The organism is Aquibaculum arenosum (assembly GCF_029222965.1).
In the GTDB taxonomy this organism is placed as follows: Bacteria; Pseudomonadota; Alphaproteobacteria; order Kiloniellales; family DSM-21159; genus Aquibaculum; species Aquibaculum arenosum.
The window spans coordinates 71,197-91,290 of record NZ_JARHUD010000005.1 but is presented as its reverse complement, the minus strand read 5'-3'; the positions used below and the strand labels follow the sequence as shown (position 1 = coordinate 91,290).

19 protein-coding genes are annotated in these 20,094 nt (G+C 66.0%); 4 read left to right on the top strand and 15 right to left on the bottom strand.

Features of this window, described 5'->3' with window-relative positions; genetic code table 11:
* Positions 1-22 precede the first annotated feature (22 nt).
* The 5 genes from P2G67_RS09345 to ccsA all read right to left on the bottom strand — a co-directional run bounded on the left by P2G67_RS09345 (position 23) and on the right by ccsA (position 6,897).
* The gene (locus P2G67_RS09345) at positions 23-2,287 is read right to left on the bottom strand and encodes a sensor histidine kinase NtrY-like (protein ID WP_275822348.1); all 2,265 of its coding nucleotides are present in this window, start codon (positions 2,285-2,287) and stop codon (positions 23-25) included.
* A 114-nt stretch (positions 2,288-2,401) separates the two neighbouring features.
* Positions 2,402-3,841, bottom strand: a complete 1,440-nt coding sequence (gene ntrC / locus P2G67_RS09340; RefSeq protein ID WP_275822346.1) for a nitrogen regulation protein NR(I) — start codon at positions 3,839-3,841, stop codon at positions 2,402-2,404.
* Between the two features lie 9 nt (positions 3,842-3,850).
* Entirely contained in the window at positions 3,851-4,978 is a 1,128-nt protein-coding gene (locus P2G67_RS09335; protein ID WP_275822344.1) for a two-component system sensor histidine kinase NtrB, read from the bottom strand.
* Complete coding sequence (gene dusB / locus P2G67_RS09330) at positions 4,978-5,964, bottom strand: tRNA dihydrouridine synthase DusB (RefSeq protein ID WP_275822342.1); 987 nt, start codon at positions 5,962-5,964, stop codon at positions 4,978-4,980. Before dusB ends, P2G67_RS09335 begins: the two co-directional genes overlap by 1 nt.
* A 99-nt stretch (positions 5,965-6,063) precedes the next feature.
* On the bottom strand, positions 6,064-6,897 hold the full coding sequence (gene ccsA / locus P2G67_RS09325) for a cytochrome c biogenesis protein CcsA (RefSeq protein WP_275822340.1): 834 nt from the start codon (positions 6,895-6,897) through the stop codon (positions 6,064-6,066).
* A gap of 53 nt (positions 6,898-6,950) precedes the next feature.
* On the opposite strand from ccsA, the gene P2G67_RS09320 reads away from it, so the two are divergent.
* Genes P2G67_RS09320 through P2G67_RS09305 form a run of 4 tightly spaced genes read left to right on the top strand, consistent with a single transcriptional unit; the run spans position 6,951 to position 9,797 of the window.
* The gene (locus tag P2G67_RS09320; protein ID WP_275822338.1) at positions 6,951-8,102 is read left to right on the top strand and encodes a bifunctional 2-C-methyl-D-erythritol 4-phosphate cytidylyltransferase/2-C-methyl-D-erythritol 2,4-cyclodiphosphate synthase; all 1,152 of its coding nucleotides are present in this window, start codon (positions 6,951-6,953) and stop codon (positions 8,100-8,102) included.
* Positions 8,099-8,557, top strand: coding sequence for a phosphatidylglycerophosphatase A family protein (locus P2G67_RS09315; RefSeq protein WP_275822336.1), 459 nt, complete (start codon positions 8,099-8,101; stop codon positions 8,555-8,557). The genes P2G67_RS09320 and P2G67_RS09315 overlap by 4 nt, the downstream gene beginning before the upstream one ends.
* Positions 8,558-8,561: 4 nt before the next feature.
* Positions 8,562-9,050 (top strand): CinA family protein, encoded by a 489-nt coding sequence (locus P2G67_RS09310; protein ID WP_275822334.1) that lies wholly within the window; start codon positions 8,562-8,564, stop codon positions 9,048-9,050.
* Positions 9,051-9,797 (top strand): CPBP family intramembrane glutamic endopeptidase, encoded by a 747-nt coding sequence (locus P2G67_RS09305; protein WP_275822332.1) that lies wholly within the window; start codon positions 9,051-9,053, stop codon positions 9,795-9,797. It begins immediately after the preceding gene.
* Between the two features lie 24 nt (positions 9,798-9,821).
* On the opposite strand, the gene P2G67_RS09300 is transcribed toward P2G67_RS09305, so the two are convergent.
* From P2G67_RS09300 to P2G67_RS09255, 10 genes are all read right to left on the bottom strand, one after another.
* Positions 9,822-11,444 carry an NTP transferase domain-containing protein gene (locus P2G67_RS09300; RefSeq protein ID WP_275822330.1) on the bottom strand — a complete coding sequence of 541 codons (1,623 nt, stop codon included), beginning with the start codon at positions 11,442-11,444 and terminating at the stop codon, positions 9,822-9,824.
* Entirely contained in the window at positions 11,441-12,157 is a 717-nt protein-coding gene (locus P2G67_RS09295) for an XdhC family protein (protein WP_275822328.1), read from the bottom strand. Before P2G67_RS09295 ends, P2G67_RS09300 begins: the two co-directional genes overlap by 4 nt.
* Before the next feature lie 3 nt (positions 12,158-12,160).
* The gene (locus P2G67_RS09290; protein WP_437124253.1) at positions 12,161-12,490 is read right to left on the bottom strand and encodes an XdhC family protein; all 330 of its coding nucleotides are present in this window, start codon (positions 12,488-12,490) and stop codon (positions 12,161-12,163) included.
* Positions 12,491-12,522: 32 nt separating this feature from the next.
* A complete protein-coding gene (locus P2G67_RS09285) occupies positions 12,523-13,815 on the bottom strand; it encodes a vWA domain-containing protein (RefSeq protein WP_275822323.1) in 1,293 nt (430 codons plus the stop codon).
* A 9-nt stretch (positions 13,816-13,824) separates the two neighbouring features.
* Complete coding sequence (locus tag P2G67_RS09280; protein ID WP_437124251.1) at positions 13,825-14,760, bottom strand: AAA family ATPase; 936 nt, start codon at positions 14,758-14,760, stop codon at positions 13,825-13,827.
* Between the two features lie 10 nt (positions 14,761-14,770).
* Positions 14,771-15,073 (bottom strand): DUF1318 domain-containing protein, encoded by a 303-nt coding sequence (locus P2G67_RS09275; protein ID WP_275822321.1) that lies wholly within the window; start codon positions 15,071-15,073, stop codon positions 14,771-14,773.
* A 49-nt stretch (positions 15,074-15,122) separates the two neighbouring features.
* Positions 15,123-15,335: a YnbE family lipoprotein gene (locus P2G67_RS09270; protein ID WP_275822319.1), complete on the bottom strand. Its 213-nt coding sequence runs from the start codon at positions 15,333-15,335 to the stop codon at positions 15,123-15,125.
* A gap of 65 nt (positions 15,336-15,400) precedes the next feature.
* Positions 15,401-18,373 carry an intermembrane phospholipid transport protein YdbH family protein gene (locus tag P2G67_RS09265; RefSeq protein ID WP_275822317.1) on the bottom strand — a complete coding sequence of 991 codons (2,973 nt, stop codon included), beginning with the start codon at positions 18,371-18,373 and terminating at the stop codon, positions 15,401-15,403.
* Between the two features lie 77 nt (positions 18,374-18,450).
* The gene (gene cobS, locus P2G67_RS09260; protein WP_275822315.1) at positions 18,451-19,449 is read right to left on the bottom strand and encodes a cobaltochelatase subunit CobS; all 999 of its coding nucleotides are present in this window, start codon (positions 19,447-19,449) and stop codon (positions 18,451-18,453) included.
* 69 nt (positions 19,450-19,518) lie between these two features.
* Positions 19,519-20,028, bottom strand: coding sequence for a J domain-containing protein (locus tag P2G67_RS09255; protein WP_275822313.1), 510 nt, complete (start codon positions 20,026-20,028; stop codon positions 19,519-19,521).
* Positions 20,029-20,094: the final 66 nt, after the last annotated feature.

Here is a 20,094-nt window from a genome sequence, read left to right as displayed (position 1 = left end):
GCCGGCCGTCCGGGTCAGTCGCTCAACCCGTTGCCTCCTGTTGATCCGCGGCGGTATCGGACTCATCAGCCTCCTCAGTACCCGGCGTCCTCAGAAACTGCAGGACCACTCGCGCACCCTTGCCCACGTGCCGGTCGCTGAGCACCAAGGTGCCTCCGTGATCCTCCATGATCTTTTTCACGATAGCCAGTCCCAGTCCCGTGCCCTTCTCGCGGGTCGTCATGTAGGGCTCGGTCAGCCGCTCGCGCTCGTGCGCCGGCAGCCCACGACCATTGTCCTCGATCTCCACCTCGACTCCTTCGGGGAGGCAGTGCAGCCGAACCTCAACAAGCCCCGGGTCAGGGGTTTCTCCATTCTGCTCCTGGATCTGCTGGCGGGCTTCGATGGAATCGGCGGCGTTCTGCAGCAGGTTGGTCAGTGCCTGCCGGATCTGTCCGGAATCGACTTGGAGGTAGACGGGCGTATCGGGCGGTTCGTACTCGAAACTGATACCTTGACGCGCCGCACCCGCCTGCAGTTCTACGGACTGCGCCACGAGATGGCCCAGGTCTTGGCGTGCCATGACGGGGGTGGGCATCCGGGCGAAGGAAGAGAACTCATCGACCATGCGCCCGATATCACCGACCTGGCGCACGATGGTGTCCGTGCAGGCCTCGAAGACCTCGCGGTCGCTCTCGATCTGTTTCAGGTAGCGCCTTTTTAGGCGTTCGGCCGAGAGTTGAATGGGGGTGAGCGGGTTCTTGATCTCATGTGCGATGCGCCGCGCCACGTCGGCCCAGGCCGCCTTGCGTTGCGCGGAAAGCAGTTCGGTCACGTCATCAAAAGTCAGAACGAAACCGAGCAATCCGCCCTCGCCCGCTTCCGCTAGCACCCGCACCAGGAAGGTGCGATTGTAGCCATCGCGCCGTGAAAGCGTGATTTGGCGCTCATGCGCCCGACCTGGGCGCCGCTGGGCCGTGTCCAGCAGATTGCGCAGGTCACGCGAAAGATTGCCGATGCGCCGGCCCTTGAGTTGGCTTTCCTCAAGAGAAAGAAGCTCGCAGGCCGAGCGGTTCACCAGGGTGACCCGGCGTTCTTCATTGAGGCCGATCACTCCGGCGGAAACACCGGCCAGCACTGTTTCAATGAAGCGCCGCCGCGCCTCGATCTGCCGATTGGCTTCCAGAAGCTCATCCTGCTGGCGCTCAAGATCGCTGGTCATGCGGTTGAAGGTCAGGCCCAAGGTGCCGATCTCATCGCCCGGGTCGATCCCGTGCACCCGCACATGCAGGTCGCCCGACCCCACGCGCTCAGCCGCCGTCACCAGCCTTGCGATGGGTTGGCTCAGCCGATCGGCGAAAGCGAGGCCAACCCAGGAGGCGGCGAGCAAGAGCAGCACAGCGACCAGGAAGAAGATCAGGGCGAAGGTGATGATGAGTCCGGTGCGCTCCCCCTCGATCTCTTCATAGACCTGCACAGCCGCCGAGGTTCGCTCCATGTGGCCGACCACGCGTGGATCGATAACCCGGCCTACCAGCAGATAGGTGTCGACATAAATATCGAGCTTTATCAAAGCTCTTAGCCGGTCGCCGTAATCGCCTGATAAGACGACAACACTTCCCCGCTCCGCTCGGTCAAGAGCGGCTTCCGGCAGGTCCGGACGGACATCGAGCAGCGACCCGAGGCCGACACGGGCGATTACCCGGCCCGATCGCTGGAAAACCACCGCCTCGGTCAGACCGCGCAGCGCCGCCTGATTGCCCAGCACCCGGGCGAACTGGTTCGGGTCGACCGTCAGCAGCCGACCCGAGCGGCTCAGTCCATTGGCCACTGCCAGAATGTCCGCGTTGATGGTTCGCCGGTGCTCCTGCTCGTAAGCTTCTGCCACAGCAAGCGATTCCTTGATCGCCGTGCTGACGCGATCGCTGAACCAGGACTGCAGGCCGAAATCGAACAGCAGTACGGCCAGCAGAGCGATGAAGAAGCTGGGCAGCACCGACACCAGTGCAAAGAGGCCGACCAGCCGGGTGTGCAGTCTAGCGCCCGCTGCGTCGCGACGACGTTCGGCCCAGAGCCGCAGCAGGCGCCGCGTGATCAGCGCGCCGAAGCAAACGAGCAGGACCAAGTCGAGAACCAGCAGCGCGAAAATGCTCCGCGGCCCCTGCGCCCAAGGCAGGCGTCCGGTCATGGCCAAGAACGTTGCCCCACCCGTCACCATGGCCGCGACCAGCAGCACAATCGCCAGCGGGCGGCCCAGTCGCTCCCAGCGGGAGGGACGGATACTGGAGCTGCTGTGCACCGCACTCATGGGGCAATCACCAGGAACAAACCGGACTCACGCTTCTCCGTTTACTCGAACGCCCTTTCACCAGGAGCTTCGCAACAGTCCGCACTATGCCAGCCTGTGGCAGAACGGCCACGCCTATTTTACGCCGCGAACCACCTCGATACCGAGTTCGCGGATCTTCTTGCGCAGGGTATTGCGATTGAGGCCGAGAACGTCGGCTGCCTTGAGCTGATTGCCCTGGGTTGCGGCCAGCGTGAGTTCCAGCAAGGGCTTTTCCACCTCGCGCAGCACCCGGTCGTAAAGCCCGCGCGCAGGTAGGCTGCCCGCATGCGTCTCGAAGTACTCGGTCAACAAGCGTTCCACGGTCTGCCCCAGCGATCCATCGCCTGCAGCGGTCTCCCGCGGCTCCTCCGTCGCTTCGCTCAGTTCGGCGCGGACAATGTCGACGCCGATTATCTCCTGGCTGTAGAGCGCGCCGAGCCTGCGAACCAGGTTCTCGAGCTCTCGCACATTGCCGGGCCAGCGGTAGCGCTTCAGATAGTCCAGCGCCGCGCTGTCGAGCTGTTTCGATGGCAGGCCTTCGCGCTGGATCTCGTTCAGGAAATGTCGCACGAGTTCCGGCACATCTTCCGCGCGCTCGCGCAGCGGCGGCAGGCGCACCGGCACCACGCTGAGGCGATAGTAGAGATCCTCACGGAACTGGCCGCTGCGCACCATCTGGCGCAGATCCCTGTGTGTGGCCGCCACGATGCGCACGTCGGCGCGGATCGGTGCACGTCCGCCCACCGTCGTGAACTCCCCTTCCTGCAGCACGCGCAGCAGTCGGGTCTGTGCCTCCAGCGGCATGTCGCCGATCTCGTCCAGGAAAAGCGTGCCGCCGGCGGCCTGTTCGAAGCGGCCGGCATAGCGCTGGCCGGCGCCTGTGAAGGCGCCGCGTTCGTGGCCGAAGAGCTCGCTCTCGATCAACTCCCGTGGGATCGCCGCCATGTTCAAAGCCACGAAGGGACCGTGCCGACGTTTGCCGTAGTCATGCAGCGCCCGGGCGACCAACTCCTTGCCGGTGCCTGACTCCCCATGGACGATGGTGGTCAGATCAGTGGTCATCAGTCGCGCCAGGACGCGATAGACATCCTGCATGGCGGGGGAGCGGCCGATCAGCGGCAGCTGCTCCTCTTCGGCTGCCGCGCCCTGGCCGTCCGCCTGATCCGGGCTGTCCGACAGCGCGCGTTCCACCACCTGCAACAGCTCGCGCAGGTCGAAGGGTTTGGGCAAATACTCGAAGGCGCCGCGCTCCGTGGCCTTCACGGCGGTCAGCAAGGTGTTCTGCGCACTCATCACCAGGATGCGCAGGCGCGGGCGCAGCCGCTTGATCCGGGGAATGAGGTCCAGTCCACTTTCGTCCGGCATCACCACGTCGGTGATCACCAGATCGCCCTCGCCTTCCTGCACCCACTGCCAGAGTGTCGCTGCGTTTCCCGTAGCGCGCACCAGATAGTCTTCCCGGCCAAGCGCCTGGGACAGCACGGTGCGGATGGCCCGATCGTCGTCAGCGACCAGAATGGTGCCCTTGCTCATCCCTCCCCCTCATTCAGCCTTGGGCAGCATCAAGTTGAACAGCGTGCGCCGCGGCTCGCTCTCGAACTCGATGACGCCCCCGTGGTCGTCGACGATTTTCGCGACCAGCGCCAATCCCAGCCCCTTGCCCTGTGCCTTGTTGCCGATGAATGGCTCGAACAGGTGCGATTGCAGGCTTTCGGGAATGCCTGGGCCGTTGTCCTTGATGCTGGCCACCAGCGGCAGGTCGACCCGGCTGGCGGTGCCCGGTACCGCCAGGCGCACCCCCTGCTGATAGCGGGTGGATAGCGTTATCTCCGCATTTGCGGTTTCCGCGGTCGCTTCGGCAGCGTTCTTCACTAGATTGAGGATCGCCTGAATCAACAGGTCACGGTTGCCGTAGACCGGAGGCAGCGAAGGGTCATAGTCCTCGATGAAGCGCACATGCTGCCCGGCACCATGCTCCACAATTTTGCGCACCCGGCCGAGCACTTCATGGATGTTGACCGCCGTGCGCTCCACGGGGCGGTTATCGGAGAAGGTTTCCATGCGGTCGACCAACGCTACAATGCGGTCGGTTTCTTCGCAGATGAGACGCGTCAGCGTCCGTTCAGAATCATCCGCCGACAGTTCGAGCAGCTGAGCGGCACCGCGGATGCCGGACAAAGGGTTCTTGACCTCATGTGCCAGCATGGCGGCCACAGCTGTGATGGAGCGCGCCGCATTTCGGTGGACCTGCTGATGCTCCATGCGCCGCGCCATAGTGCGCTCTTCCAGAGCCACCACGACGCACTCCGGCCGCTCGGGCAGCGGCGTGACTTCGGCTGACACCACATGCAGGCCAATGCGTGGACTTTCGAGGGTGACGTCGAACTCAAAGACGCTGTAGCCAGCGTGCCGCACTTGGTCGATCAGGGCACAGAGTGGACTGTCATCCGGGAGAAAGTACGCGAGGCTGCGCGTGCGCAGGACAGCGCTGGACACGCCGAGAAACTGTTCAGCAGCGAGATTGGCGTAGAGAAAGCTGTTCTCAGCGTCGAGCAGGAAGACGGGTTTGCCCAGTGCTGAGAGCACGGCGGCAGCGTCGGGTGCCTCGGCCGCAGCGTTTTGGATTGCATCCGCGCCTTCGCGTATCGAGTTGCTCTGCTGCGGAGCCATCAGGCTGCCAGAGCCTCCGCCTCTTGCAGGAAGAGCTGAATGATCGCCTGGCGCACCTTAGCCGGATCCGGCTCCCGGTTAACGGCAACACGGAAGTCATTGGCACCGCGCAGTCCCTGCGCGTACCAGCTCAGATGCTTGCGCGCCATGCGCACACCACTGGCTTCGCCGTAGTGCGAGAGCATCGCGTCATAGTGTTCGAGAACCAGATGACCGCGCTCCGTCGGCGTTGGCTCGGGCGCGCTCTTCCCCCGTCGAAGGTAGTCGATTACCTGGCGCAGCAACCATGGCCGACCGCAGGCTGCTCGCCCGATCATCACGCCATCAGCGCCAGAGCGTCGCAAGGCTTCGACGGCGCTTGGTCCATCAGCGATGTCGCCGTTGACCACCAGGGGCAGTGAAGTGGCCGCCCGCACCGCCGCCACCGCATCCCAATCGGCTGAGCCGCCATAGAGCTGGCAGCGGGTACGACCATGAACGGTGATCATCCGGATGCCCGCCTGCTCGGCAATGCGTGCCAGGGAGGGTGCATTGCGGTTGGCGTCGTCCCAACCCAGCCGCATCTTCATGGTCACCGGCAGGGAGACGGCACGGACCACCGCCTCCAGGATACACCCCGCCAGTGCCTCGTCGCGCATGATTGCGGAGCCGGCCTGCTTGTTCACCACCTTCTTGACCGGGCAGCCGAAGTTGATGTCGATGATCGCCGCCCCCCGGTCCGCGTTGAGACGCGCGGCTTCGGCCATAACCTCGGGCTCGCACCCGGCGAGCTGCACCGCCATGGGAAACTCTTCCGCGCAGTTGCTGGTCATCTTCATGGAGCGCTTGGTTGCGCGAATCATCGCCTCACTGGCGATCATCTCGGAGACCACCAACCCAGCCCCGGCGCGTTTGACCAACCTGCGGAAGGGCAAGTCAGTCACGCCCGACATGGGTGCCAGGATCACCGGGTCTTCAAGCGTCACCGATCCCAATGATATGCTCATATTCGCGCCAAGGCCCGTCTCTGCACAAAGAATAGGCGGTTTCATAAGCCGGCTCGGGCGGTCTGTACAGTGTCCCGCTCCGCAGAAAACGGGCGCGTGCTAACTGAGCAGCACGTCAGTGACAAACTTCACGCCGGGGTAAGCCAGGGTCAGGAGCAGATAGGCAAGCAAAACAACGCGCCCTGCCCTGCGTCCGCGCAGCCCGCTGCGCCCCTGAAGCCAGAGAAGCACCAGGATCACCAGAAAGGCCAGAACCGAAAGCAGGGTTTTGTGATCGATCGCCATGGCCGGGGTTGCCGCGAAGTAGCGTAGCGCCCAACCGGTCAGGAGGTCCGCGCCCAGGACCACTTCCGCTGCCAGCAACAGCCGATACTGCAAGCTCTCGCCCACGGCGATGGACGGCAGACGCGCACTGACCCCGCCAACCTGCTTGCGCTTCAAGCGCCGCTCCTGCAGGAAAACCGCCGCACCCGCGACAGCGGCTAGAGTTGCGAGAGCGTAGGTGGCCACGGCCGCGCTGATGTGCAACAGCAGCCAGGCCTCCGGCAAACCACCCACCCGCACCTGGCCTTGCTGGCTTGCCGTCACCGTGGCCAGCAAGCCCAGCAGCAGCAAATAGGGCAGAAGCAAGGGCGCCAGCCGCCAGGCTTCGCGCGACAGCAGGCACAACAGTGCGAAGAAGAGAAGCGTCGTCGTGATCGACAGCCACAAGGCCAGCCCCAGACTGCTGTCCCAGGCGCCGATGAAAGCGCGCACCGCAAAGAGGGCGGAACCAGCCACGGCCACCACCAGCAGCAGCCAGAAAAGGCTGTCGCGCTGCGGCGTGGGTCGCCAGGGCAGCAGGGCCGCAGCCGGCGTCAAGGCAGCAAGGGCAAACAGAGACAACAGCGGCTTGTCGAGCATGTCGCCCTTATAGCACCTCTTGGCCGGCACGACAGGGCACACTACTGTCGCCGGCGCACGACGCGGCTGATTCGAAGGACGGCATGAAACAGACTGTGGCATTGGTGGTTGCAGCCGGGCGCGGCAGCCGCTTCGGGGGTGTTGCGCCGAAACAGTATGCACGCCTGGGGCAATCGCCCTTGCTGCGGCACTGCCTCGAGCGACTCTGTCATCACCCGGCAGTGGATGCGGTGCGCGTGGTGATTCATCACGCGGATCGTGCAGCCTATGAGGCCGCCGCTGCCGGACTGCCACTGCTGGAGCCTGTGGAGGGGGGGGCCACGCGGCAGGACTCGGTCCGACTGGGCCTGGAGAGCCTCACAGAACACGCGCCCCAGCAGGTTCTGATCCATGACGGCGCCCGTCCCTTCCCCGCCACTGCGCTGATCGACCGGCTCCTGTCTGCGCTCGAAAGCCACAGCGGCGCCGTACCCGCCCTGCCGGTGGTCGACACCCTCAAGCAACGCCAGGATTCGCTCCTGACCAGTGGGCCGGACCGCGAATCGCTGCTACGGGTGCAGACGCCCCAGGCCTTCCACTTCGCGCCCATACTTGCCGCCCACCGCGCGGCGCGGACAAGCAGCCTGACCGACGATGCCGCGGTCGCAGAAGCGAATGGGCTCGCGGTGGCTTGGGTTGAGGGCAGCGAGGAGAACTTCAAGGTGACGACCCGCGAGGACCTGCAGCGTGCGGAACAGCTGCTCGGACAGCAGTGGGAAAGCCGCAGCAGCATGGGCTTCGACGTTCACCGCTTTGGCCCCGGCAACCAGGTCATGCTTTGCGGCGTGGCCGTGCCCCATACACAAGGCCTCGTCGGTCACTCTGACGCGGACGTCGGACTTCACGCGCTCACCGATGCGCTTTTGGCAAGCATTGCCGCTGGCGACATCGGGCAGCACTTCCCGCCCTCCGATCCGCAATGGAGTGGGGCTGCCTCAGATAGTTTCCTGCGTCACGCCCTGGCACTGCTGCACGCGCGCGGCGGCCAACTGCGGCACGTGGACGTGACGCTGATCTGCGAGCGTCCCAAGATCGGTCCCTATCGCGAGGCCATGCGCGCGCGGCTGGGCGGGATCCTGGAGCTGTCGCCGGACCGCATCAGCATCAAGGCCACCACGACCGAGGGCTTAGGCTTTACGGGCCGCCGCGAAGGCATCGAAGCCCAGGCGATTGCCAACGTAGCCCTGCCGCTATGAAGCGGTTGGCTTTTCTGCTCGCCACCTGGTTCGGCAGCGGCCGCCTGCCGGGACCTTCCGGAACCTGGGGCTCGCTTGCTGCACTTCCCCCGGCAGCAGCCTTGGTCTGGCTAGGCGGGCCCTGGCTCCTAGCGCTGGCCACTTTGGCAATCGTGGCCGCGGGCTGGTGGTCCAGTGAGGTCTACACACACTCCACACAGCGGGAGGACCCGAGTGAAGTGGTGATCGACGAGGTTGCCGGTCAGTGGATGCCGCTGGTCGTACTCCCCTTCCACCCCTGGGCTTGGCTGGCAGCCTTCATTGCCTTCCGGCTGTTCGACATTCTCAAGCCCTGGCCGGTAAGCTGGGCCGACCGGCGTCTGCCCGGTGGGTTGGGCATCATGGCCGACGATCTGCTAGCAGGCCTCTACGCAGCATTACTGCTCGGGTTTTTATGGCCATATCTGGAGATATAAATCCATGTTTTCCCATGAGTTAATGGATATAACAGAGAAATTAGTTGAAGAACTTCGCCAGCGCGGACAGCAGGTAACCACTGTTGAATCCTGCACCGGAGGTTTGCTGGCCGGGCTGCTGACCACGGTCCCCGGGACCTCCGATGTCTTCGACCGTGGCTTCGTCACCTATTCTAATGAAGCCAAACAAGAAATGGTGGGCGTTCCAGAGGCACTGCTGCGCGAACACGGGGCCGTCAGCCGGGAGGTCGCGGAGGCCATGGCAAGTGGCGCTCTGGAACACTCGCCGGCGGACTTTGCCGTTTCGGTCACCGGTATCGCCGGGCCTACCGGCTCCACTGCGGCCAAGCCGGTCGGGCTTGTGCATTTTGGCCTTGCGGGTCGCGGCGGATTGCTGCTCCACCGGCAGGAGCTTTTCTCCGGCGACCGAACTGCCATTCGCCTGGCAAGCGTCGAAGTGGCACTGGAACTGTTGAATGCGGGGCTTGCCTAAGTGTCCCTCCCTCCTCCGCCGAGTGCGCGACTGACTGTTATCGCTGTTACCGACCTCTTGCTGGTCGTGATCGTGGTGCTCGGAGGGCTGCGTCTGCTCCTGCCCCTGCTCGGCGGCATAGCCGCGCCCGACCCTCTTTCAGGTGACGCGCTTCGTTCCGGTTTGCTGCCTTTGGTGCTCTCCATTCTGGCGCAGTCGGGAGTCACGCTCGCAGCGCTCTATCTGGTGGTCATCCGCATGCGCGGCCTGACCTGGCAGGATTTGGGACTGGTGGCGCCGCCGCCCGGCTGGCTGACGCGCGGTGTCCTGCTTGCCCTGGTGGCGGTGCCACTCGTCGGCCTGGTCAATCTCACGGTCCAGCAGATTCTGGATCAGCCGATCGACAACCCACAGATCGAACTCTTGTCCCCGGTCGCCGTTTCACTGTCCAACTATCTGGTTATGCTGGTTTTGGCAGCCGGGTTGGTGCCCCTCGTCGAGGAACTGGCGTTCCGTGGTCTCTTGCAGGGTTGGCTGCGCGAGCGCTTTGGACCGCAGGCAGCGATGGTGGTGTCTGCTCTCGTCTTCGCTTCCATGCACGGCATACCGAGCCTCATTCCAGCGCTGCTGGTGGTCGGCGGGCTGTTGGCCTGGCTTTACGAGCGCAGCGGATCGCTCTGGCCGTGCATCGCCATGCACGCGACATTCAATGCCATCATGACCAGCCTGCTCTATCTCGCCCTGCAGGCCGGCGCTTTCGCAGAGTGATCCGAGCGCGGCTGAAAGAAGCGCTCACCCGCCGCGCAGGGCGTCCAGCTGTTCTGGCGTGTCCACATCCGTGAGGACGGCATCGTCGGGCATAGGAACTTCCGCCACCTGATCCGGGTAATTGGCCAGCAGCGGGCGCGCGCCCAGGTCGCCGGATATCTCCATGACCTCTGCAAAGTAGCGGCGGGCGAAGAGCACCGGATTGCCGCGACGCCCCTGGCGCATGGGCAGACAGATCGAACGACCTTCCACTGGCGAAAAGGCGGCGATCAATCGATCGATCACCTCGGCTGTGACCTTGGGCATGTCACCCAACAGCACGACGGCGCCGTCGCAGTCGTCAGGCAGTGCCGCCAGACCTCGGTGCAGGGAGGTGCTGAGACCTTGAGCATAATCGGGATTGTGCACCGTGCGGACTTTTTCCGGCGCCAGCACGCGCTCGACCGCCTCATGCTCATGCCCTGTCACCACCAGCAATGAATCAGCTTGGGATGCCTTAGCCGCGCGAACGGCGTGCAGAACCAGGGGCGATCCCTCGACCTCCTCCAGAAGCTTGTTGCGCTCGCCCATCCTGCTTGAGCGGCCGGCCGCGAGCACGATGGCGGCAATGCGGGGCGCGCGCGGCACGCTCTTGTCCTCCACGGCTTCGGCACGCGGCAAGGGCCGGGCGCCGCTTTCCTTGAGCAAGCCACCCGCCCCCATGCGCATGATATCCTCGCGGCGCACCGGCACGTCGGCCACTAGGCGTTGCAGCACCCAGTCGAAGCCGTTCAGCTTTGGCGAGCGCGCGCAGCCGGGCAGGCCCAGCACCGGGACTTCACCAACCCGTGCCATGAGCATCAGATTGCCCGGGTCCACCGGCATGCCGAAATGCTCGATCTCGCCGCCGGCCTGAACGATGCCGCTGGGCACCACGTCGCGGCGGTCGACAATGGCGGAAGCGCCGGAGACCAGCACCAGGTCCGCCCCCTCCCCGACCCGGCGCGCCACCGCCTGGGCCACAGCCTTGCTGTCGTGGGCGCAGCGGCTTTCCTTGAGCGAGTCGATCCCAAGGGCGCCCAGACGCTGCTTGATTGCCTCGTGGGTCTTGTCGAGGAGTGATTCTTTTTGACCCGGAAGCGAGGTCTGGACCAGCGCCACTCGTTTGCGCTGGAAGGCGGCAACCCGCAGCAGCCGGCCGGGATCCGCCGCCACCTCGAGGCAGCGCGCCAGCGCGGTCTTGGGCGCGGCGAAGGGGATGATCTTCACCGTGGCCAGCATCTGCTTCGGCTCGACCACCTCATAGGGCGCAAGCGCCGCCAGGGTGATGGCCTCGTCCTCGAGGTTGAAGGCATCCAGGCGTGCCCGGTCGTAGACCAGCAGGCCACGCCGCGCCGCCACGATATTGCAGCGTCCGGTGAAGGCAGCCGAGGTTTGGGTGCCGGTTCCCGCCGTGGCTTCGGCCAGTCGCTGGGCCGCGGCGTCCTCGTGGACATCCTCTTCTTCCAGGCGTGCGGCTATGACCGTTTCTACGCGCGCCTGCTGCAGCGCACGAATATCCTCGGCATCGAGCCGGCGGCCCTTCTTGAAGTTAAGGGACCCCAACCGCAGGGAATGCGCCAGTATGGTGCCCTCGGCTTCGGCAACAGCCGTTTCTTCGAACCTCATTCCTTACGCTCTCCTTTTACCAGCGGTGGCGCGCGGCGCAGCACCGCGGTCATTTCCGCCAGCACCGACACCGCGATCTCCGCCGGGCTGCGCGCACCGATCGCCAGACCAGCCGGACCGTGAATGCGGGCAAACGCCGCTTCATCGAGGCCCTCGGCGCGCAGTCGCTCCAGTCGCCTGGCATGGGTCCGTGTGGAGCCGAGCGCGCCGACGTAGAAGGCGGGCGAGGCCAGCGCCTTGATGAGCGCCGGATCATCCAGCTTCGGGTCGTGCGTGAGGGTTACGACGGCGCTCCGCTCGTCCGGCTGAAAAGCCTCGAGCGCATCGTCTGGCCATTCGGTGACCATCTCGACATCGGGAAAGCGCTCTTCCGTCGCCCAGGCGCGTCGGGGATCGATCACGGTTACCGCGTAGCCGGCCAGCCGCGCCATGGGCACCAGGGCCTGCGAGATGTGGACCGCCCCGACAATTGCCAGGCGCAGCGGTGGCAGGAAGACCTGAACGAAATGGCGTCCATCCTCCAACAGACCGCTGCGGTCCTGTCGCAGCCGTTCCGTTGCGGCTTCCCGAAGTACAGGCGTGGCCTCCAGGTCGCCTTGCACACGATCGCCATCGAGCAAAAGCTGTCGGCCGCTTTCAATCTCGGTGACGAGCGCCACAGGTGCCTTGCGGCATCGGGCCTCCAACAGGTCGTCGAGAACTGCGCGCTTCACCGGTCAATCTCCCAGGCGTTCTACGAACACCTCTACTTTGCCGCCACAGGCAAGGCCCACTTCCCAGGCCATCTCATCGCTGACGCCGAAGTCGAGCAGGCGCGGCTTGCCGTCCTCCAGCGCAGCGCGCGCCTCGGAGACCACAGCCCCTTCGATGCAGCCACCGGATACCGATCCCACCATATTGCCCTGGCGGTCCACCAGAAGCTGGCTGCCGACTGGGCGGGGTGAGGAGCCCCAGGTGGAAACCACCGTTGCCAGGGCGACTTCCCGCCCCTCATCCAGCCAGGCAGCAGCTTGGCCCAGCACCTCGTCGCTGCCAGCCCAGGCCATGGCGTCGGTATGAGGGACACTATCATTCGTGCTCATGCGCTCTTCTCCCCAAGCCAATGGTCACGGCCCTCGAGGCGCCGTGCCGGCTCCCGGCTCAGCACCGCGGTGAGTGCACCCAGACTTTCCAGATTATGCACCGGCCGGAAATCGTCCACATGCGGCATCATGGCGCGGGCGCCCTGCGACCTCGGCTCGTAGCCATCCCAGCGCAATAAGGGATTGAGCCAGATCAGGCGCCGGCAGGACTTGTGCAGTCGCTCCATCTGGCGCGCCAGGTCGTCACCGCCTTCACGATCCAGGCCGTCGGTGATCAACAGCACCACGGCGCCCTGCCCCAGCACCCGGCGCGACCAGTTGCGATTGAACTCTTCAAGACAGGCACCGATGCGCGTACCGCCGGACCAATCCTGTGCCGCTTCGCCCACCTGCTCCAGCGCCACGTCCACATCCCGTTCGCGCAGGAAGCGGGTGACGTTGGTCAGGCGGGTGCCGAAGAGGAAGGAGAAGACCCGGTCGCGGTCGCTGGTGATCGCATGCATGAAGTGCAGGAAGAGCCGGGCATAGCGGCTCATGGAACCGGAGATGTCGCAGAGCACGACCAGTGGCGGATGTCGCGTGCGCCGCTTGCGCCACTCAAAGGGAATGACGTCTCCCCCGCTGCGCAAGGCCCCGCGCAGGGAGGCGCGCAGGTCGGCACGGCCGGGATTGGGGCTGGGGCGGAAGCGGCGGGTCGGAAGTGCCATGATCGGGAGCGTCAGGCGCTTGATCGCCTCCTTGGCGGCGTCCAGCTCCGCCGCGGTCATCTTCTCGAAGTCCTGCTTTCCCAGGGTTTCGCTTTCGGACCAGGTCATGACGGCATCGAGCTCGACCTCGTCCTCAACGGTCTGTTCCTTCTGGCCGCGCGCCTGCTGCAGCGCTTCGGCCACGCGCCGGTTGATCTCCTGCCCCTTCTCCGGCTCCTGCTCCACCTTGAGGTCCGGCAGGAGCAGGGCCCGCAGGCGGTCGAGCAGTTTGGGATTGCGCCAGAAAAGATGGAAGGTCTGCTCGAAGACCTCTTCCTGGTCGTGCCGGTTGACGAAGACCGCGTGCAGCGCCCAGTAGAAGTCGTCCCGTCGTGCCAGACCGACCGTACGAACAGCCTCGATCGCTGCCAGCACCTTGCCCGGCCCAACCGGCAGGCCGGCCGCACGCAGGGTCCTTGCGAAGTAGACCAGGTTCTCCGCCAGGCGGCCCTCGGCAGCGTCCCGGTCAATCCGCTCGGCCTGGGCGTCGTAGTGCAGCTTGCGTGCTGCTTCGGCGAAGGGATCGCTTTGACTGTCCGCCATGGCGTCGGCCTATCTCTCGGCCAGCGCAACCTCGCGCTTGACGTCTTCAAGCAGGCGCGCGGCCTCGCTGCCTTCGATCTTTGCAATATCGTCCTGGTACTTCAGCAGAACGCCAAGCGTGTCATCCACCGCCGCCGGATCGAGCGCCACCTTGTTGAGCTGAATCAGGGCTTCCGCCCAATCGATGGTCTCGGCGATGCCGGGCAGCTTGAAAAGGTCGTGCTGGCGCAGCCCCTGCACGAAGGCCACCACCTCGCGGGCAAGTTCGGCAGACACATCAGGTGCCTTGACCCGCAGGATCTCTAGCTCTCGCTGGGAATCCGGGTAGCCGACCCAGTGATAGAGGCAGCGCCGTTTCAGGGCGTCGTGAATCTCCCGGGTGCGGTTGGAGGTGATGATCACGATCGGCGGTTCCGGCGCCTTGATCGACCCCAGTTCCGGAATGGTGATCTGGAAGTCGGACAGCACTTCGAGCAGGAAAGCCTCGAAGGGTTCGTCCGCCCGGTCCAATTCGTCGATCAGCAGGACCGGCGGGCCGGCCGGATCGGGCTTGAGCGCCTGGAGCAGCGGTCGTTCGATGAGGAACCGCTCGGAGAAGATGTCGGCAGTGAGCGCCTCGCGATCCTGCTGTCCCGCCGCTTCGGCCAGGCGGATTTCCACCATCTGCCGCGGGTAATTCCACTCATAGACTGCGCTGGAGAGATCGAGACCCTCATAGCACTGCAGCCGGATCAGGCGCCGGCCCAGAGCCCGTGAGAGCACTTTCGCGATCTCGGTCTTGCCGACGCCGGCTTCGCCCTCCAGGAACAGCGGCCGCCCCAGGCGCAATGCGAGGTGCACCACCGTCGCCAGGCTGCGATCGCTGACGTAGTCCGCGCCGCGCAGCAACTCGGCAACGCCATCGACATCCTGGGGAAGCTTCCGGTCTTCGTTATCCAACGGCACGCGTGACTCCTTAGCAGGGCAGGTAGTGGGGTTTGGAGCGCAGTTCCCGAGCATAGATCTGCCCGACCGCCTCGACGCTCACCCCTTCCGCCCGCGCCTTGTCTTCGTACACCTGCCGGCGCTGATCGTTGATCCGTTGCACAACGCTGCGCACGCTGTTGTCGATGGCGCGCATATAGCCGTTCGGCAGTTCGCAGGCCTGTCCGTCCCGGCGAAGATCTTCAGCCGACTGAGCGGCAGCCGGAAGGGGAGTCATGAGCGCCATGGCGGTTACGGCAGCAAACGCCAAAGCGGTGAAGCGATATCTGGCCATCATCGGACCCTCATCTGGTCTTGTTTTCATGCGTTTCCAAGAGACGACATCAGAAGATATCGGGGTTGGACTGGATATCCTCACGCGCGCTCTCCTCCAGCCGCACCCGCACATCCGCATCCAGGCGGACATTCAGGTTGATGGTGATGGGGTCGCGCGGCGCCTCCACCCTGACGGAGGGTTCGCAGGCGCTCAAGACGACGGCGAATGCCAACAGCCCGGCGGGCAGAAGGCGGGGGTGCAATGGGGTGGCTGTCAGCACGCTGGGGCCCTTCCGTTGGTGGTGCCGCTTTGCAAAGTTCGCACGTGATTGTGGTTTCCGCGGGGCTATCGCACAAGCCTCCAGAGTTCGTTCATCACGCCCCGCTGGATACGCTGGCTTTCCGCCAGGGCTTCGAGCAGCGGCGCGGCGTCGGTTTCCAGCGTGATGTTGAGATCGAAGGGATGGCCGTCCAGCACGTCGGGGTTGGCTCCCAACAAGTGCAGGCGCACCTCGGTGTCTCCCACCGGCGGCTTGTGCAGGCCGATCTCCAGTTCGTCGTAGTGGAAGTTCTCGAGCGCATCGAACATCAGCGAAACGGCCTCGCCACCGGCCGCAAGCGCGGAGCGTGCGTCGGGGGAGGTGAAGGCAATGATGCCCTCGCCCTCCCCGTGCAGCGTGCCCTGGTCGATGGAGAAGGTCCCCTCCGTAAGAGTCAGAGGCACCGCGCCGGAGACGCGTCCCTCGCCGCGCAGCTCATCCAGGCCGATGAGGGCAAGGAGGCTTTCAAGGTCCAGGGACTCGAGCTCGACCCGTCCGCGATAGGTCTGAGCGGAGGTTTCGGCGCTGGCCTCGACCAGCCGCATTTGGCCGCCGGCGAACTCGGCTTCGGCATACTGGATTCGCAGGTCGGGAATTCCTCCCGCAACCGGCGCCACCGCGAGGATTGCTTCGAGATTGGTCACCGGCGAGATGCCGGTGTCAATGCGGGAGACGCGCAGCCGCTGGGCCTCACCCGTGCGCGGAGGCTGCAGCCCCGCCAGACGGAAATCGCTGTCGATGCCCCGCAGCCGGGTGGTGCCATAGGTGAAAGCGAGGTCCTCGATGCGCAGGCGCAGATCCCCGTCGAACCCGGCCGAGGACCAGGCAAGGCCGCTCTCAGCCCGCAGCCGCCCCTCGGCATCGGTGATCTCGGCCGTATAGGGGCCAAAGGCTGCCGGCTGCAGGCCACCGGGAGCGAAGGTGACGGGAGCCAGCGCCACCTGCGCATTCCCGCGCCCGCTCTCGGCGTCGTGGCGCCCCGCGACCGAGAGGGAAAGGGCGCCGTCCAGGCCGGCTGCCTGGGCTTCGAAGGAGAGGTCGCGTTCGAGCCTCGCGGTGAGGTCGAGCGGCGGGAAGAGCGCCGGCACGGCGTCGGAGTAGAGTCGCCCCCCCTCCAGGATCAAAAGCGGCGCCTCCTCATCCATCGGCAAGACCAGCCGCGGGTCGGCGAGCGTCATCTCCTGCGCCGCCAGATAGAGGCCGCCGCTTTCCAGGCTGACGCGCGCGTTCTGCAACCCGGCATCGGACAGGGCGGTCTCGAAGCGGAAATCCAGCGCCTGCAGTTCGAGGTCGCCGACCCCCTCGGCCGTGGGGCGCAGCCTGAGCGGCTCGGCCTGGCCCGTAAGCAACAGGCTGCCCTGCAGGTTCTCCCCGAGCTGGAACCAGCCTTCGGCCTGATCTAGCGACAGAGAAACCTGCTCCAACTCCTCCAGCGCCGGGGGAACGAGTCTGTCAGCACGCAGGGAAGCCGCCCGGCTCAGCGAGACCGTGAGGTCTTGCGCGCGCATGTCGTAGCGGGCGTCCAGCGGCAGGGAGAGGGTTAGGTCCTCCGCCGCGACCGGCTCCACGGCCAGCCTTTGCGCGGTTGCGTCCAGGTCCAGTGCCAGGGAAAGAACCTCTCCTTCTGCCTCCAGGCGCCCCGTCCCGTCGGCTTGCAAGCGCTCGGCATAGGGCGCGGCGGGTCCGGAGAGGCTGAACGCGGTGAGTTCGACCTGCCCGCCGTCCAGCCCCTGCAGCGGCCAGGGCAGGCTGGCGCTGAGCGCGGCTTCGGTGTGGCTGCCGTCCGGCAGGCTCAACGCCATACGCAGCGCAGAGCGAAGCGGCGCATCGCCGGCAAGCCGGAGCAGCGGTCCCGCCTCGCTGGCCTCCAGACGCAGACTGCCGCCACCGGCCAGCCGCTCGGCCAGGAGCGGCGGCATGTTTTCCAGCAGGGCGGGATCGATGTCTGTGAGCGTCAGCTCCAGCGGCCGCGCCAGGGCGAGTTCGCTGGCGCTGTCCCGGCGGGCGGCGCGGAGCTGTCCCGCGAGGTGTTCTACCTCGCCCCAACCAGATAATCGCAGGCCCTCGGCGGTGATATCGAGATCACCCGCCACCTCCCGCGCCGCCAGCCAGAGGGGCCAGTCGGCGGGTGGCGGGGCGTCGAGATAGGGGATGGCCGGCAGAAGCAGATCGCCGCTCGCCCCCAAGTCCAGCTCGCCTGCGTCGGGGCGGGGGGCATCGGCGGGCAGGAAGGCCGCCAGGGCGGTGGCCTCGCCCTCCAACCCAAGCGCGAAGGCGAGCGGTTGCCCCTCGGTCAGCGCGTCGCCCTGGAGGCTGAGCTGCGCCGTGCCGCGTTCCAGCCAGTCGAGCGCCGCCGTGAGGTCCAGGCTTTGAGGACGCAGGGCGAGGAGTTCGCTGGCCAGCCGCCCCTCGCCCGACAGGCCGTCGGGGCCGCTGAGCGCAAAGTCGAGCGCCAGGGCGTGCCGCTCGCCCGCCTCGGCCGTGCCGCTCGGCTCCAGGCTGCCGCTGAGGTCGATGGCCAGCGGGCCGGCGGGGGTGTCGAGGGCGAGGTGGCTGTCCTGTACCTCGACGCGCGGCAGCGGCGGTGGGTCCTGCGGCAGGGGCGAGCGCCAGTCACTCCCGCCGCGCTCCGGCGCCCCACCCTCGCCGAGCAGGCGTTGCAGGTCGCCCAGCAGCGGCTCTTCGCCGGTGAGGTCCAGGGGGAGGTGCAGGCCCGTGATCCAGGCCTCCCTCACCTCGCCGCGCAGCAGGTTCTGGGGCGAAAAATGGAGTTCGAGTCGCTCGACCCGCGCGTCTTCCAGGCGCAGGTCGCTGAGCACCAAGCGGTCGAAGCCGATCTCGACCCCAGCCAGCTCGCCCTCCACGCCCTGGGCCGCGCGCCACCGATCGAAGGCCAGCAGCGCCAGATGGCTGCGAAAAATCGCCGCTGCCCCCGCCAGCAACGCCAGCAAGAGCAGCAGGATCAGGCCGATAAGAGCGGTGCGCCGAAGGGCTCGCATAACGCTGCAGAGGCTACGTCAGATCGAGCGCCGTGGGAATCGCGATCCCTCCAGCTCAGGGTGACGGCCCTGCGGTATTACACCGCCATGGCGTGGACGGCCGAGGCCGGGAGGTCCTTGCCGAAGCTGCGCTGGTAGTACTCGGCGACGATGGGGCGCTCGATCTCGTCGCACTTATTGAGGAAGGTGAGGCGGAAGGCAAAGCCGATGTCGCCGAAAATGCTGGCGTTCTCCGCCCAGGTCAGCACCGTGCGCGGGCTCATCACCGTGGAAATGTCGCCGTTGATGAAGCCGGCGCGGGTCAGGTCGGCCACGGCGACCATCGCCTTGATGGTCTGCCGGCCCTGCTCGCTGGCGTAGTCCGGCAGCTTGGAGAGCACGATCTCCTCTTCCTGCTCGTGCGGCAGGTAGTTGAGGGTGGCGACGATGTTCCAGCGGTCCATCTGGCCCTGGTTGATCTGCTGCGTGCCGTGATAGAGGCCGGTGGTGTCGCCCAGGCCGACGGTGTTGGCCGTGGCGAAGAGGCGGAAGGCCCGGTGCGGGCGGATCACCTTGTTCTGGTCCAGCAGGGTGAGCTTGCCCTGCACCTCCAGCACGCGCTGGATCACGAACATCACGTCGGCGCGCCCGGCGTCATACTCGTCGAAGACCAGCGCCACCGGATGCTGCAGCGCCCAGGGGAGCAGTCCTTCGCGGAACTCGGTAACCTGCTTGCCGTCCTTCAGCACGATGGCGTCCTTGCCGATCAGGTCGATGCGGCTGACGTGGCTGTCCAGGTTGATGCGGATGCAGGGCCAGTTGAGCCGGGCCGCCACCTGCTCGATGTGGGTGGACTTGCCGGTGCCGTGATAGCCCTGGATCATCACACGCCGGTTGTGGGCGAAGCCGGCCAGGATGGCCAGGGTGGTGTCGCGGTCGAAGCGGTAGCTGTCGTCCAGGTCGGGCACATACTCACAGCTCTGGCTATAGGCCGGAACCTTCATGTCGCTGTCGATGCCGAAGGTCTCGCGCACCGAAACTTCGGTGTCGGGCAGGCCGGTGGGCATCCCCTCGGCGTTCTGCGTCTCTTGTGCCATGGACAACTCAAATCCTCGCTTCTTGGATAACAGGCGTTGGGTGTCAGGTCGTAGGTAGTGTAGCGGACCTCAAGCGTGAAGCGCTTTCAGCGTAGCGTAGGCCTGCGTCACGCGCTTGAGTCGCTCTTCGGCCCGCCGGTCGCCGCCGGTGGCGTCGGGGTGCAGGCGCTTGGCCAGTTCGCGATAGCGCCGGCGGATCGCCGCCAGGTCGCTGCCGGGCGGCAGGCCCAGTTCGTCCAGGGCCCGCTCCGACTCGCGGCGGCGCGTGGGTTTCGCGCTCCCCTCGCTATCAGACTTGCGGCGGCGGAAGTCTTCGCTCTTGAAGCCCGAGAAGTCGCGCGCCTTGCGCTCGGCCTCGCGCCAGGCCTGGGAGGCGCGGCCGAGCTGCCACGTGGGCCGGTCCCAGGTGTGGGCGCGCCGCCGGTCGGCCTCGATCTCCGCCTCGCTCATGCCCTGGTGATAGTTCCAGCCGGCATTGTAGGCGCGCACGTGCTCAAGACAGAACCAGAGATACTCGCGCAGCCGCCCCGGCGCCGCCGGCGCCCGATAACGCCCCGCCTCCGCACAGCCCGCTTGCATGCAAGGCTGCCAACCCTCCGCGCCCGGGGCGCCAGGGCGAGCCTGAAAATCCGTCTGCGACATGGC

Bases quoted from the DNA above. Each gene is read 5' to 3' on its own strand.
- P2G67_RS09275 (WP_275822321.1), bottom strand. From the start codon at position 15,073: ATGGCCAGATATCGCTTCACCGCTTTGGCGTTTGCTGCCGTAACCGCC.
- P2G67_RS09335 (WP_275822344.1), bottom strand. From the start codon at position 4,978: ATGGCTCCGCAGCAGAGCAACTCGATACGCGAAGGCGCGGATGCAATC.
- P2G67_RS09315 (WP_275822336.1), top strand. From the start codon at position 8,099: ATGAAGCGGTTGGCTTTTCTGCTCGCCACCTGGTTCGGCAGCGGCCGC.
- ntrC (WP_275822346.1), bottom strand. From the start codon at position 3,841: ATGAGCAAGGGCACCATTCTGGTCGCTGACGACGATCGGGCCATCCGC.
- P2G67_RS09345 (WP_275822348.1), bottom strand. From the start codon at position 2,287: ATGAGTGCGGTGCACAGCAGCTCCAGTATCCGTCCCTCCCGCTGGGAG.
- P2G67_RS09310 (WP_275822334.1), top strand. From the start codon at position 8,562: ATGTTTTCCCATGAGTTAATGGATATAACAGAGAAATTAGTTGAAGAA.
- P2G67_RS09320 (WP_275822338.1), top strand. From the start codon at position 6,951: ATGAAACAGACTGTGGCATTGGTGGTTGCAGCCGGGCGCGGCAGCCGC.
- P2G67_RS09265 (WP_275822317.1), bottom strand. From the start codon at position 18,373: ATGCGAGCCCTTCGGCGCACCGCTCTTATCGGCCTGATCCTGCTGCTC.
- P2G67_RS09290 (WP_437124253.1), bottom strand. From the start codon at position 12,490: ATGGCCTGGGCTGGCAGCGACGAGGTGCTGGGCCAAGCTGCTGCCTGG.
- P2G67_RS09300 (WP_275822330.1), bottom strand. From the start codon at position 11,444: ATGAGGTTCGAAGAAACGGCTGTTGCCGAAGCCGAGGGCACCATACTG.
- P2G67_RS09255 (WP_275822313.1), bottom strand. From the start codon at position 20,028: ATGCAAGCGGGCTGTGCGGAGGCGGGGCGTTATCGGGCGCCGGCGGCG.
- P2G67_RS09285 (WP_275822323.1), bottom strand. From the start codon at position 13,815: ATGGCGGACAGTCAAAGCGATCCCTTCGCCGAAGCAGCACGCAAGCTG.
- dusB (WP_275822342.1), bottom strand. From the start codon at position 5,964: ATGAGCATATCATTGGGATCGGTGACGCTTGAAGACCCGGTGATCCTG.
- cobS (WP_275822315.1), bottom strand. From the start codon at position 19,449: ATGGCACAAGAGACGCAGAACGCCGAGGGGATGCCCACCGGCCTGCCC.